General features: G+C 67.3%; 14 protein-coding genes. 12 read left to right on the top strand and 2 right to left on the bottom strand.

The window, feature by feature from the left end:
• The first annotated feature begins 5 nt into the window (after positions 1-5).
• The 6 genes from CG716_RS17970 to CG716_RS17945 all read left to right on the top strand — a co-directional run bounded on the left by CG716_RS17970 (position 6) and on the right by CG716_RS17945 (position 4,551).
• Positions 6-803: a thioesterase family protein gene (locus CG716_RS17970; protein WP_094482011.1), complete on the top strand. Its 798-nt coding sequence runs from the start codon at positions 6-8 to the stop codon at positions 801-803.
• A gap of 22 nt (positions 804-825) precedes the next feature.
• Positions 826-1,689, top strand: a complete 864-nt coding sequence (gene proC / locus CG716_RS17965) for a pyrroline-5-carboxylate reductase (protein WP_094482009.1) — start codon at positions 826-828, stop codon at positions 1,687-1,689.
• 138 nt (positions 1,690-1,827) lie between these two features.
• A complete protein-coding gene (locus CG716_RS17960; protein WP_036422530.1) occupies positions 1,828-2,091 on the top strand; it encodes a helix-turn-helix domain-containing protein in 264 nt (87 codons plus the stop codon).
• A gap of 116 nt (positions 2,092-2,207) precedes the next feature.
• Entirely contained in the window at positions 2,208-2,309 is a 102-nt protein-coding gene (locus CG716_RS17955) for a 30S ribosomal protein bS22 (protein WP_003402602.1), read from the top strand.
• A 73-nt stretch (positions 2,310-2,382) separates the two neighbouring features.
• Positions 2,383-3,456, top strand: coding sequence for an SDR family oxidoreductase (locus CG716_RS17950; RefSeq protein WP_094482007.1), 1,074 nt, complete (start codon positions 2,383-2,385; stop codon positions 3,454-3,456).
• Positions 3,457-3,486: 30 nt separating this feature from the next.
• Entirely contained in the window at positions 3,487-4,551 is a 1,065-nt protein-coding gene (locus CG716_RS17945) for a lysophospholipid acyltransferase family protein (RefSeq protein WP_094482005.1), read from the top strand.
• A 30-nt stretch (positions 4,552-4,581) separates the two neighbouring features.
• On the opposite strand, the gene CG716_RS17940 is transcribed toward CG716_RS17945, so the two are convergent.
• Positions 4,582-5,094 carry an FAS1-like dehydratase domain-containing protein gene (locus tag CG716_RS17940; RefSeq protein WP_094482003.1) on the bottom strand — a complete coding sequence of 171 codons (513 nt, stop codon included), beginning with the start codon at positions 5,092-5,094 and terminating at the stop codon, positions 4,582-4,584.
• 59 nt (positions 5,095-5,153) lie between these two features.
• A complete protein-coding gene (locus CG716_RS17935) occupies positions 5,154-6,080 on the bottom strand; it encodes an HAD family hydrolase (protein ID WP_094482001.1) in 927 nt (308 codons plus the stop codon).
• A 21-nt stretch (positions 6,081-6,101) separates the two neighbouring features.
• Between CG716_RS17935 and CG716_RS17930 the strand changes: the two genes are divergently transcribed.
• The 6 genes from CG716_RS17930 (at position 6,102) to CG716_RS17905 (ending at position 11,942) form a co-directional block, all read left to right on the top strand.
• A complete protein-coding gene (locus CG716_RS17930; protein WP_094482113.1) occupies positions 6,102-6,395 on the top strand; it encodes a glutaredoxin family protein in 294 nt (97 codons plus the stop codon).
• Between the two features lie 107 nt (positions 6,396-6,502).
• Entirely contained in the window at positions 6,503-7,870 is a 1,368-nt protein-coding gene (locus CG716_RS17925; RefSeq protein WP_094481999.1) for a glutamyl-tRNA reductase, read from the top strand.
• 26 nt (positions 7,871-7,896) lie between these two features.
• Complete coding sequence (gene hemC, locus CG716_RS17920; protein ID WP_165774199.1) at positions 7,897-8,856, top strand: hydroxymethylbilane synthase; 960 nt, start codon at positions 7,897-7,899, stop codon at positions 8,854-8,856.
• Between the two features lie 4 nt (positions 8,857-8,860).
• Positions 8,861-10,522 carry a bifunctional uroporphyrinogen-III C-methyltransferase/uroporphyrinogen-III synthase gene (locus CG716_RS17915; RefSeq protein WP_234817894.1) on the top strand — a complete coding sequence of 554 codons (1,662 nt, stop codon included), beginning with the start codon at positions 8,861-8,863 and terminating at the stop codon, positions 10,520-10,522.
• An 11-nt stretch (positions 10,523-10,533) separates the two neighbouring features.
• Complete coding sequence (gene hemB / locus CG716_RS17910; RefSeq protein ID WP_094481993.1) at positions 10,534-11,523, top strand: porphobilinogen synthase; 990 nt, start codon at positions 10,534-10,536, stop codon at positions 11,521-11,523.
• On the top strand, positions 11,520-11,942 hold the full coding sequence (locus CG716_RS17905; RefSeq protein WP_094481991.1) for a hypothetical protein: 423 nt from the start codon (positions 11,520-11,522) through the stop codon (positions 11,940-11,942). Before hemB ends, CG716_RS17905 begins: the two co-directional genes overlap by 4 nt.
• Positions 11,943-11,946: the final 4 nt, after the last annotated feature.

Below are 11,946 nucleotides of genomic sequence, written 5' to 3'. Positions count from 1 at the left end.
TATTGATGTACCCCCGGTTCGACGATGCGATGGTGCTTCAGTCCACTGATGGCGGCTTTGACGCAAACCTCAACGAGCACTGGACAATTGGGCCCAAAGTCCACGGCGGAGTGATGCTGGCGCTGTGCGCCAAGGCCGCCCGCGAGGCGTACTCCCATGAAGGCTTTGAGCCGGTGGCGGTGTCGGCGGATTTCCTGTCCGCCCCCGACCCCGGTCCGGTGCGTCTGGTCACTACGGTGCAGAAGCGCGGCCGCCGGATCGGCCTGGTGGACGTGGCGCTGTCTCAGGGCGAGCGGATCTGCGTGCGGGCGGTGGTCACCCTCGGCGACCCCGAGCACCATGTGCAGCCGCTGTTGTCGGCCAATCCGGTGACGGCGCTGATGAGCGTGGAGCCGCCCGCCCATATCGAGCCGATCGGGCCGGGGCATCCCGCGGCCGCGATCAACAATCTGGCTCGCGGCTGCGATATCCGGCCCGAGTTGACCGAGACGGTCACCGAGTCCGGCGCCCCGGTGTTCAAGATCTGGGTCCGGCCCAAGGAGGGGTCGGTGGACGTGTTGTTCGCGCTGATGTGCGGGGATATCTCGGTGCCGGTCTGCTACGCGGTCGACCGCCGTGGCTGGGCTCCGACGGTGCAGATGACCGCGTATCTGCGGGGGCTGCCCGCCGACGGCTGGCTGCGGGTGGCCTGCACGACGACGCAGATCGGCCAGGACTGGTTCGACGAGGACCACACCGTGGTCGACAGCGAGGGGCGCATCATCGTGCAGACCCGCCAGCTGGCCTTGGTGCCCGCCCAGTAGCCCTCCATTAGGGTTCTCGGACATGGCCAGAATCGCGATCATCGGCGGCGGCAGCATGGGCGAGGCGATCCTTTCGGGACTGCTTCGAGCGGGCCGGCAGGTCAAAGACCTCGTGGTCTCCGAGCGGATGCCGGAGCGGGCTCAGTACCTGGGGGAGAAGTACTCGGTTCAGGTCGCAACGGTCTCCGAGGCGGTCGAGACCGCGGCGTTCGTGATTGTCGCGGTGAAACCGGCCGATGCCGAATCCGTCGTCGCCGAAATCGCCGAGGCCGCCGCCCAGGCCGAGAGCGACACCGTCGAGCAGGTCTTCGTCACCGTCCTCGCCGGCGTGACGATCGGTTTCTACGAGGCCCGGCTGCCCGCCGGCTCACCCGTGATCCGGGTGATGCCCAACGCCCCGGCCCTGGTGGGTGCCGGCGTCAGTGCCCTGGCCGCCGGCCGGTTCGCGACGCCTGAGCAGCTCGCCGACGCCGCGGGGGTCTTCCGGTGCATCGGTGACGTGTTGACCGTCCCGGAGAGCCAGCTGGACGCCGTTACGGCCGTCTCTGGCTCTGGGCCGGCGTACTTCTTCCTATTTGTCGAAGCATTGGTCGACGCCGGCGTCGCCAACGGGCTGTCCAGAGCGGTCGCCACCGACCTCGCGGTGCAAACCATGGCCGGATCGGCGGCAATGCTGCTCGAACGCCTCGACAGCCAGCGAGAGGCTGGCGAAGACACCGGACTGGACACATCTGCGGCCCGGCTGCGCGCAATGGTCACCTCCCCGGGCGGGACCACGGCCGCTGGCCTGCGGGAACTCGAGAGGGGTGGGGTGCGGGCGGCCGTCGCCGCTGCCATCGACGCCGCGAAAACACGCTCTGAGCAGCTCGGAATTACATCAGAGTAGTTCAGATTTTTCTGACGGATTGACCCACACCCGTCGCAGTAACCCCATCCGCCACGCTATTCTCCTCGTGTATGCACGGCTGGGTGCCAGCGGTGGGGAAGCCGCTGGAACTGCCCGTGCCTGACGGATTGGGTTGCGATGACGTCTATGAACGGGCCATCGGCGCGGGATTCGGCTGGAAAATCGGCGCGTGATGCCGGTGGCGCCGACAGTCCGCCGGCCGCCAGAGCTCAATTTCTGACCGTCGCCGAAGTAGCTGCGCTGATGCGCGTCAGCAAGATGACGGTCTACCGCCTGGTGCACAACGGGGAGCTGCCCGCGGTGCGGGTAGGTCGCTCCTTCCGCGTGCATGCCAAGGCCGTCCATGACTTGCTGGAGACCTCTTACTTCGATGCGGGTTAACGAGCCGGTCTCATACCGGCCGTTTTCCGTTCCGCGTGCCTGCTTAGGTAAGGTGTCCGGGACACAAGAAGCCTGCGCTGGTGCAGGCACTGCGAGGACTTAGGTAGCGAATTTTCATGGGTTCAGTCATCAAGAAGCGGCGTAAGCGCATGTCGAAGAAGAAGCACCGCAAGCTGCTGCGTCGTACCCGGGTTCAGCGCAGAAAACTCGGCAAGTAAATCCGCTGCCGGGCACTGGCCCGGCAGCTGTCGCGCTAAGCCGGGCGCAGTCTGTAGCCGATAGTCTGTCCACATGGATTCCGGCGGTACCGACACCGAAGCGCCGCACTACCCAAGGGTCGTGCTGGTCACCGGGGCCTGTCGGTTCCTCGGCGGTTACCTGACCGCGCGGTTGGCGCAGAACCCGTTGATCAACAAGGTCATCGCTGTCGACGCCATCGCGCCGAGCAAGGACATGTTGCGCCGGATGGGCCGGGCCGAATTCGTCCGGGCTGACATTCGAAACCCGTTTATCGCCAAGGTGATTCGAAACGGCGAAGTCGACACCGTCGTGCACGCTTCGGCGGCTTCCTACGCCCCTCGCTCGGGTGGGCGCGCCACGTTGAAGGAAATCAACGTGATGGGCGCCATGCAGCTGTTCGCGGCCTGCCAGAAGGCGCCGTCGGTGCGCCGGGTGATCCTCAAGTCCACCTCCGAGGTCTACGGCTCGCACGCCCACGACCCGGTGGTCTACACCGAGGACAGCAGTAGCCGTCGGCCCCCGGGTGAGGGCTTCGCCCGCGACAGCATCGACATCGAGGGTTACGTGCGCGGGCTCGGCCGCCGCAGGCCCGATATCGCGGTCACGATTTTGAGGTTGGCCAACATGATCGGGCCGGCGATGGATACCGCGTTGTCGCGGTATCTGGCCGGTCCGCTGGTGCCCACCGTGCTCGGCCACGACGCACGGCTGCAGTTGCTGCACGAGCAGGACGCGCTGGGGGCGCTGGAGCGCGCCACGATGGCGGGCAAGTCGGGCACGTTCAACATCGGCGCCGACGGCGTGATCATGATGTCGCAGGCGATCCGGCGATCGGGACGGATTGCGATTCCGCTGCCGAGTTCCGGGGTGTGGGCACTGTATTCGTTGCGACGGGCGGGCCGGCCTTCCGATCTCAACCGTGACCAGATGGACTGGCTTAATTACGGGCGCGTCATGGATACCGCCCGAATGCGCTCCGAGTTGGGCTTTGCGCCGAAATGGACGACGATGGAGGCATTCGACGATTACGTGCGCGGCCGAGGTTTGACCCCGATCATTGACCCCAAATGGGTACGATCTGTGGAGAGTCGCGCGGTCGCCGTTGCGCAGCGATGGGGCGGCTGATGGGCCGATGGTGGGGAGAAGGTAACTGAAGTGGCGGGTGATTCCAAAGCGAAAGTGATTCCGCTGCATTCGAATTCAAATCGTGCAGCGGCTGCTCGGCGTGCTGCGCAGCGCGCCGAGGCCGCCCGCCGGCATCCCTCGCTGCTGGCCGATCCCAGCACCCGCGCCACGGCCGAAGAACTCGCCGCAGTCGTCCGGGAAATCGATGCGCACCGCGGAACGGGCATTCCCGGCGGCGGCACTGATGTTCCGAATGAACTGGCGCAACGTATTTCGGCGGTCGCGGATTTCGTGTCCAAGAGGCTCAACGGCGATTACACGGTCGATGAATTCGGCTTCGATCCACAATTCAACAACGCGCTCGTTATGCCTTTGCTGCGCTTCTTTTTCCAGAATTGGTTCCGGGTCGAGGTCAGTGGCATCGAGAACCTGCCGCGAAGCGGTGCCGGCCTGGTGGTCGCCAATCACGCGGGCACGTTGCCGTTCGACGGGTTGATGTTGTCGGTGGCGGTGCACGACCATCACCCCAAGCAGCGGGATCTGCGGTTGCTGGCCGCCGACATGGTGTTCGACATGCCGATGATGGGCCCGATCGCGCGCAAGGCCGGCCACACCATGGCCTCCACCGTCGACGCCCACCGGCTACTAGTCGGCGGCGAGCTGACGGCGGTCTTCCCCGAGGGCTACAAGGGTTTGGGCAAGCCGTTCCGGGATCGCTACAAGCTGCAGCGCTTCGGCCGCGGCGGCTTCGTCTCGGCGGCGCTGCGCACCAAGGCCCCGATCATCCCGTGCTCGATCGTCGGGTCCGAAGAGATCTATCCGATGATCGCCGACGTCAAACTGCTCGCGCGGGTGCTCGGACTGCCGTATTTCCCGATCACGCCGCTGTTCCCACTGGCCGGACCGGCGGGGCTGATTCCGCTTCCGTCCAAGTGGCACATCGCATTTGGCACCCCGATCGAGACGGCCGACTACGACGAGACCGCGGCCGACGACCCGATGGTCACCTTCGATCTCACCGACCAGGTGCGCGAGACCATCCAGCAGACGCTCTATCAGTTGCTGACCAAGCGTCGCAACATGTTCTTGGGCTGAGCGGCCCGAGTCGGCTTGCAGCGTGCGCAGTCAGCGCGCGGTTTGCCTGCCCATCGCCGCCGCGGCGATGGCCGCCACCTGAGCGTTGGTCTCCTCGTCGCCTTCGGCTTCACCGATCATTGTCACAACGGTCGTCATCACCGGTTTGCCCTCTTCGTCGGTGACTTCGCTGCGCAATTCACTGATGACCGTGCCGTGGCTTTCGACCACCGAATCCAGCCAGGAATCGAAGAACAATTTGTCGCCGGCCACGATTGGCCGGTGAAAAAGGATCTTCTGATCGCGGTGAATGACGCGGGCGATATTGATCCCGACGTCGAAGTTGCGGAAGATGTCCAGCTGCACCTGGCGTCCCGGGATCGCGATGAACGTCAGCGGGGCCACCACATCGGCGTAACCGGCGGCCTTGGCTGCTTCCTCGCTGTAGTGCAACGGATCGTCGGACTGGATCGCCGTGGCGTACTCGCGAATCTTCTCCCGGCCGACCAGGTAATAGTCCGGGTAGCGGTAGTGGGTTCCAATGATGTCGCTGGCGATTGACACCGGAGGAGCCTATCAGCGGGTATGGCGAAGACTGGGGGGCAAGTCCGGGATGAGCCGAGTCAGCGCCTGCGCGATACCGCCGCGGCGAGCGCCCCACCGACCGCGCCCAGCGCCAGCGCTGACGGCACCCCGATGCGCGCCGCTTTGCGCGCGGTCCGGAAATCGCGGATCTCCCAGCCGCGCTCCCGGGCCAGCTCTCGCAGGTCGGCGTCGGGGTTGATGGCGACTGCCGTCCCGACCAGCGACAGCATCGGCACGTCGTTGTAGCTGTCGGAGTAAGCCGTGCAGCGCTTGAGGTTGAGGCCCTCGCGAATGGCCAGCTGCCGCACGGCGTGCGCCTTGCCGACCCCGTGCAGGATGTCGCCGACCAGCCGTCCAGTGAACACGCCGTTCTCGGACTCCGCGACGGTGCCCAGCGCGCCGGTGAAGCCCAGCTTCCGGGCGATCGTGTGGGCAAGCTCGTAGGGGGTCGCAGTGACGAGCCACACCTGCTGGCCGGCGTCCAGATGCATCTGGGCCAGAGCGCGGGTGCCGGGCCAGATCTTGTCGGCGATGATCTCGTCGTAGATCTCCTCGCCGACCGCGATCAGCTCCGCGGTCGAGCGTCCCTCGATGAATGCCAGCGCCTTGCGCCTGCCCTCGGCGACGTCGTCGCTGTTCTCCCGGCCGGTCAGCTGGAACTTGGCCTGCGCGTAGATGAACTTGGCCATGTCGGCGTAGGTGAAGTACTTGCGGGCCGCCAGGCCGCGACCGAAGTGCACCAGCGACGAGCCCTGCACCAGCGTGTTGTCGACGTCGAAGAACGCGGCCGCGGTGAGGTCGGCCGGCGGCAACGCCGCTTCGGTGGCCTGTGGCTCGGGCTCGCGGTGCGCGGCCATGCTGGCGTCGCGAGCGACGGCACTGGCCTGCTCGGCGACCAACTCGTCGGCGGCCCGCTCGGCACTGGCATCACCAGCGAGCTCCTGGTCGTCGTACCCGGAACCCATGGGACAACCCTAACTGCGACACTGACTCGCGTGAGCCGCGCACACGTCGAGCTGTTGAGCCGCGCCGGATGCAGCATCTGCCAGCGGGTCTACCACCGGCTGGTCGAGCTGGCCGCCGAACTCGACTTCGAGCTGTCCCTCATCGACGTCGACGCCGCGGCAGCCGCCGGCGACAGCGCGTTGCGAGCCGAATTCGGCGACCGTCTGCCGGTGGTTCTGCTCGACGGCCACGAGCACAGTTACTGGGATGTCGACGAGCCCAGGTTAAGAACGGATCTCGCCCTCGGCCGTGTGGTCGTCGAAGACGACGGGTGAACTCCGCCCGGAATTTGGCCAGCCGCCTGCGCAGCGTTTACCGTGGAAGTAAGTTTCACTAACGGAGCATTCCGTAACAGCAAGGGAGCGGGCCAGGTGATCGTGCCGTGAGCGTGCTGCTGTTCGGGGTATCGCACCGTAGCGCTCCCGTTTCCGTCCTTGAGCAGTTGTCTTTCGCTGAGTCCGATCAGGTCAAGATTGTCGACGAGCTGTTGCAGTCGCCGCTGGTGACTGAGGCGATGGTGCTGTCCACCTGCAACCGGGTCGAGGTCTACGCGGTGGTCGACGCCTTCCACGGCGGTCTGTCGGCGATCGGGCAGGTGCTAGCCGAGCACTCCGGAATGTCGATGGGCGATCTGACCAAGTACGCCTACGTCCGCTACAGCGAGGCCGCTGTCGAGCATCTCTTCGCGGTTGCCAGCGGTCTGGACAGCGCGGTGATCGGCGAGCAGCAGGTGCTCGGCCAGGTCCGTCGCGCCTACGCCAGTGCTGAGACCAACAAGACCGTCGGCCGGATCCTGCACGACTTGTCCCAGCGCGCCCTGTCGGTGGGCAAGCGGGTGCACTCCGAGACCGCGATCGATTCCGCGGGCGCCAGTGTGGTGTCCGTCGCGTTGGACATCGCCGCCTCACGCCTGGACGGGCTGGCCGGGCGCACGGCCACCGTCGTCGGCGCCGGGTCGATGGGCGGGCTCTCGGTCGCACATCTGTTGCGGGCCGGTGTCATCCACATCGACGTCGTGAACCGTTCGCTGCCCCGCGCCCAGCGGCTGGCCGAGAACATCCGCCAGCAGGGTGCCACCGCGCAGGCGCTGACCCTCGAGCATCTGCCGGCCGCGCTGACCGCGGCTGATGTCGTGGTGAGCTGTACCGGCGCGGTCCGCCCGGTGGTGTCGCTGGCCGATGTGCACCATGCGCTGGCCAGCGCCCGCCGCGACGAGACCGCTCCACCGCTGGTGCTGTGCGATCTGGGCATGCCCCGCGACGTTGACCCCGCGGTGGCCGGGCTGCCGGGCGTTTCGGTCATCGACATGGACCGGGTGCAGCGTGAGCCGTCCGCCCGTGCGGCAGCCGCAGACGCCGAAGCCGCCCGCCAAATCGTCGCCACCGAGGTTGCTAGCTATCTGGCCGGCCAGCGGATGGCCGAGGTCACCCCCACTGTCACCGCCCTTCGTCAGCGCGCCGCCGACGTCGTCGAGTCCGAGCTGTTGCGGCTCGACAACCGGCTGCCGGGCCTGGACGACGCTCAGCGCGACGAGGTTGCCCGCACCGTCCGCCGGGTGGTCGACAAGCTGCTGCACGCCCCGACCGTTCGGGTCAAGCAGCTGGCCAGCGCGCCCGGTGGGGACACCTACGCCGAGGCGTTGCGGGAACTCTTCGAACTCGATCCACAGGCCGTCGATGCCGTTGCTGCAGGTGAATTGCCCCTGCCGGCAACGGAATTCGATCAGGGCCGAACTGACGGCGCTGGGTAGCGCGGTTGGCCGGCAGTAACGACGCGGTGATCCGGATCGGTACCCGGGGCAGTCTGCTGGCGACCACGCAGGCCGGGACCATTAGAGACCAACTCATCGAGCGCGGGCATCGCGCCGAGCTGGTCATCATCAGCACCGAGGGCGACCGATCAGACAAGCCAGTCGCCGAGATCGGTGTCGGGGTGTTCACCGCCGCCTTGCGTGAAGCCATCGCCGACGGCCGCGTCGACATGGCGGTGCACTCGTACAAGGATTTGCCGACGGCTTCCGACGACCGGTTCGTCATCGCTGCGATCCCCCGGCGAGAGGACGCTCGCGACGCGTTGGTGGCCCGCGACGGGATGGTCTTGGGGGAGTTGCCGACGGGCTCGGTGATCGGCACAAGCTCCGTGCGGCGGGCGGCACAGCTTAGGGCACTGGGTCTCGGTTTGGAAATCCGCCCCCTAAGAGGCAACCTAGATACCAGGTTGAACAGGGTAAGCAGTGGTGATCTCGACGCCATCGTGGTTGCCCGGGCGGGTCTGGCCCGTCTTGGACGACTCGGCGATGTCACCGAGACGCTGGAGCCGGTGCAGATGTTGCCAGCGCCGGCTCAAGGTGCGCTTGCGGTCGAGTGCCGCGCAGGCGATACCGAGCTCGCGACGCTGTTGGGAGAGCTGGACGATCCCGACACACGCGCCGCGGTCACCGCCGAGCGAGTCCTGCTGGCCGAACTGGAGGCGGGTTGTTCCGCACCGGTGGGCGCGATCGCCGAAGTGGTCGAGTCCATCGATGACGACGGCCGCGTCTTCGACGAGCTGTCACTGCGCGCATGCGTGGCGGCAGCAGACGGATCCGACGTGATCCGTGCGTCCGGTATCGGCACACCCGGCCGGTCCGCAGAGCTGGGGCTCTCGGTGGCCGCGGAGTTGTTCGAGCTCGGTGCGCGCGAGGTTATGTCGGTAAGACTGCGCGACGACGAAACCGACGCGGTAGAGCGGGAGTGAAGCGATGACTGGGCATGTGAGCGGTCGGGGACGTAAGGCGAAGCCGGGACACATCACGTTCGTCGGCTCGGGTCCAGGTGACCCCAATCTGTTGACGACGCGTGCCCGCACCGTTTTGGCCAATGCCGCGCTGGTGTTCACGGACCCGGACGTGCCGCAGGCTGTGCTGGCCGTAGTCGGCACCGACCTGCCGCCCGCGGTGGGCCCGGCTCCGGCGCCCGATGGCCCGCCCGCCGACGGCCATGACGAGACTGCTCCGCCGGTCGTCTCCGTCGGCCCTGACATCCGCCCAGCGCTGGGCGACCCGGCCGAGGTGGCCAAGACCTTGGTCGCCGAGCCCAAGACCGGCTTCGACGTGGTTCGGCTGATCGCTGGAGATCCGCTGTCGGTCGACTCGGTGATCACCGAGGTGAACGCGGTGGCTCGGGCGCACGCCGAATTCGAGATCGTTCCCGGACTGCCCGCGACCAGCGCGGTACCCACCTACGCCGGCCTGCCGCTCGGCTCGGCCCACACCGTGGCCGACGTTCGCGGCGAGGTGGACTGGGCGGCCCTGGCCGCGGCGCCGGGCCCGCTGATCCTGACCGCGAGCGCCTCGCATCTGCCTGAGGCGGCGCGCACTCTCATCGAGTACGGGTTGGCCGACAGCACGCCCTGCGTGGTCACGTCCAACGGCACCACCTGTGGGCAGCGCTCGGTGGAGACCACGCTGCACGGCCTCATCGACCGCGCCACCCTGGCCTGCAACAACGACCCGGCCGGGCCGCTGACGGGCACGTTGGTGGCCACCATCGGCAAGACCGTCGCGCACCGCGCCAAGCTGAACTGGTGGGAGAGCCGGGCGCTGTACGGCTGGACCGTGCTGGTGCCGCGCACCAAGGACCAGGCCGGCGAGATGAGCGACAAGCTGATCGGCCACGGCGCTCTGCCCATCGAGGTGCCGACCATCGCCGTCGAGCCACCGCGCAGCCCGGCCCAGATGGAAAGGGCCGTCAAGGGTTTGGTCGACGGCCGCTACCAGTGGGTGGTGTTCACCTCCACCAACGCCGTGCGTGCGGTGTGGGAGAAGTTCGGCGAGTTCGGCCTGGATGCCCGGGCGTTTTCCGGTGTGAAGATCGCCTGCGTGGGCGAGTCGACGGCCGACCGGGTGCGCGCCTTCGGCGTGAGCCCTGAGCTGGTGCCGTCCGGCGAGCAGTCCTCGCTGGGCCTGCTCGACGAATTCCCGGAGTACGACAGCATTTTCGATCCGGTCAACCGGGTGCTGCTGCCGCGCGCCGATATCGCCACCGAGACCCTGGCCGAGGGCCTGCGTGACCGGGGCTGGGAGATCGAGGACGTCACCGCCTATCGCACCGTGCGCGCGGCACCGCCGCCCGCGGAGACCCGCGAGATGATCAAGACCGGCGGGTTCGATGCCGTGTGCTTCACGTCCAGCTCCACGGTGCGCAACCTCGTAGGCATCGCAGGCAAGCCGCACGCCCGCACGATCGTGGCGTGCATCGGGCCGAAGACGGCGGAGACCGCCGCGGAATTCGGTCTGCGGGTGGACGTCCAGCCCGAGACGGCTGCCGTGGGCCCGCTGGTCGATGCGCTCGCCGAGCATGCCGCCCGGCTGCGTGCCGAGGGCGCGTTGCCGCCGCCGCGCAAAAAGAGCCGACGCCGCTAAACAGATAAGGCATGACCTTGCCCGGCTATCCACGACAGCGTCCACGTCGGCTGCGCTCCACCCCGGCGCTCCGCCGGTTGGTGGCCGAAACATCGCTGGAGCCAAGGCATCTGGTGTTGCCGATGTTCGTCGCCGACGGGATCGACGAGCAACGCCCGATTGCTTCCATGCCGGGCGTTTTCCAGCACACCCGCGAATCGCTGCGCCGCGCGGCCGAGCAGGCCGTCGAAGCCGGTGTCGGCGGGCTGATGCTGTTCGGCGTTCCTCGGGAAGCGGACAAGGACGCGCTGGGCTCGGCCGGCGTGGATCCGGACGGGATCCTCAACGTCGCTCTGCGTGATCTGGCCAAGGACCTCGGCGATGACACCGTGCTGATGGCCGACACCTGCCTCGACGAATTCACCGACCACGGCCACTGCGGCCTGCTCGACGCCCGCGGCCGGGTCGATAACGACGCCACCAATGCGCAGTACGTCAAACTTGCTGTCGCACAAGCGGAATCGGGGGCCCTCGTGGTCGGCCCGAGCGGCATGATGGACGGTCAGGTGGCCGCCATCCGTGACGGGCTCGACGCGGCCGGCTTCACCGATGTGCTGATCCTGGCGTATGCCGCCAAGTTCGCGTCGGCCTTCTACGGCCCCTTCCGCGACGCGGTGGGTTCGAGCCTGCAAGGCGATCGGCGTACCTACCAGCAGGACAGCGGCAATGCCCGGGAAGCGCTGCGCGAGATCGCACTCGACCTCGACGAGGGGGCCGACATTGTCATGGTCAAACCGGCCATGGCCTACCTGGACATCGTGCGTGCGGCCGCCGATGTCGCGCCGGTACCGGTGGCCGCTTACCAGGTATCGGGGGAGTACGCGATGATCAGCGCCGCCGCGGCGAACGGGTGGGTCGACGGCCGGGCCGCCGCGCTGGAGTCGTTGACCAGCATCCGGCGCGCGGGCGCCGATATCGTCTTGACCTACTGGGCCGCCGACGTCGCGGGCTGGCTGGCGTGACCCATCAGCAGCCGACGGGGGCACCTGCACGTCCGGAGGATGTCGACACCGGTTTCTGGTTGTGGCTGATCGCGCTGCCACTGATGGTGGTCGGCTATCTCACCGACGCCTGGTTCACCGCGAGTAAGCACTCCTCGTTCCTGGTCATCGGTGTCACGGTGCTGTTCGCACTGACGACGGCCGCCCTGGTCCTGACCTTCCTGTTCTTGATGCGGTCCGGGTATCGGTGGACGCGCACCGTTCTCACCGGTGGTGGGCTGGCCACCGTCATCTACACCGGGGCCAGTTTGTTCAGTACCGAGCGGGAGACGGTGCAGGCAGTGATCTTCGCCGTGACCGGCATCATCGGGTCGGTGCTGATCATCGGCGGTGCCGTCCTGCTGCACCGTCAGGACGCGCACGGTTTCTTCACCAAGTGACCCG

Origin of the sequence: Mycolicibacterium sphagni, assembly GCF_002250655.1 — a bacterium.
Lineage (GTDB): Bacteria > Actinomycetota > Actinomycetes > Mycobacteriales > Mycobacteriaceae > Mycobacterium > Mycobacterium sphagni.
The sequence above is the reverse complement of the archived record's forward strand: the minus strand, read 5'-3'. Positions and strand labels throughout refer to the sequence as shown.

What these genes read in the sequence shown, in the direction of transcription:
- CG716_RS17935 (WP_094482001.1), bottom strand. Translation starts at nt 6,080, where the DNA reads ATGGGTTCCGGGTACGACGACCAGGAGCTCGCTGGTGATGCCAGTGCC.
- CG716_RS17960 (WP_036422530.1), top strand. Translation starts at nt 1,828, where the DNA reads ATGACGTCTATGAACGGGCCATCGGCGCGGGATTCGGCTGGAAAATCG.
- CG716_RS17955 (WP_003402602.1), top strand. Translation starts at nt 2,208, where the DNA reads ATGGGTTCAGTCATCAAGAAGCGGCGTAAGCGCATGTCGAAGAAGAAG.
- CG716_RS17970 (WP_094482011.1), top strand. Translation starts at nt 6, where the DNA reads ATGTACCCCCGGTTCGACGATGCGATGGTGCTTCAGTCCACTGATGGC.
- proC (WP_094482009.1), top strand. Translation starts at nt 826, where the DNA reads ATGGCCAGAATCGCGATCATCGGCGGCGGCAGCATGGGCGAGGCGATC.
- CG716_RS17915 (WP_234817894.1), top strand. Translation starts at nt 8,861, where the DNA reads ATGACTGGGCATGTGAGCGGTCGGGGACGTAAGGCGAAGCCGGGACAC.
- CG716_RS17950 (WP_094482007.1), top strand. Translation starts at nt 2,383, where the DNA reads ATGGATTCCGGCGGTACCGACACCGAAGCGCCGCACTACCCAAGGGTC.
- hemB (WP_094481993.1), top strand. Translation starts at nt 10,534, where the DNA reads ATGACCTTGCCCGGCTATCCACGACAGCGTCCACGTCGGCTGCGCTCC.